The organism is Corallococcus sicarius (assembly GCF_003611735.1).
Lineage (GTDB): Bacteria > Myxococcota > Myxococcia > Myxococcales > Myxococcaceae > Corallococcus > Corallococcus sicarius.
This window is the reverse complement of the sequence record NZ_RAWG01000672.1, coordinates 1-789: the sequence shown is the minus strand read 5'-3', so window position 1 is coordinate 789 and position 789 is coordinate 1. Positions and strand designations below refer to the sequence as shown.

Here is a 789-nt window from a genome sequence, read left to right as displayed (position 1 = left end):
GGGGGCTGTCGGCCTCCGTCGCGGCGCGGAGCAGGGCGACGTCGGAGGCGGGGAAGGCGTCCGTTTCCCGGAGGGCGCGGAGGGCGATGTACTGGGCGGTCCACTCGCCAATGCCGGGCAGCCGCGTGAAGCGGGCGACGGTGTCGGCCAGCGAGGGGCCGGGCTGGAAGAGGGTGGGGTCGGCGACGGCCGCGGCGGCGAGGCTCGCGAGGGTGCGGAGCCGGGAGGCCGGCATGCCCAGTCCGGAGAGGTCCGCCGTGGCGAGGACCTGCGGCCGGGGGAAGGCTCGGTGGAGGCGGGCGTCCCCGGTGAGCGCCGGGTCCAGGGGCTCGCCGTGGAGCGTGACGAGCCGCTGCCCCAGGCCCCGTGCGGCGGCGACCGTCACCTGCTGGCCCAGGATGGCGCGGATGGCCAGCTCGAAGCCGTCCCACCCGCCCGGGACGCGCAGGCCCGGACGGGCGGCAATGAGGGGCGCGAGCAGGGCGTCCCGCGACAGGTGCGCGTGGATGGCCTCCACGTCCGCGTCCACGTCGAAGACGCGCCGGAGCTGCGCGATGACGGTGGGCAGCATCCGCACGTCACTGACGCGCAGGGTGGCCCGCAGGCCGTCGAGCCCCTTCGCGGGAGCGACCTCCACGGCGCCACGGCCGAGGGCGTTGGAGACGGTGCGCAGGTAGCGCCCGGGCTCCACGTGCTCCAGGCCGGTGAGGGCGCGGGCCTCCAGGTGGGCGTTGAGGGACACCCAGTCGAAGGGGGGCCGGTAGGGGATGAAGAGCGTCACCACGGGCA

1 protein-coding gene is annotated in these 789 nt (G+C 76.4%); it reads right to left on the bottom strand.

From position 1 onward, the window contains the following. On the bottom strand, positions 1-789 hold a 789-nt coding region (locus tag D7X12_RS41630; protein WP_279637304.1), incomplete at both ends, for a DNA-3-methyladenine glycosylase family protein.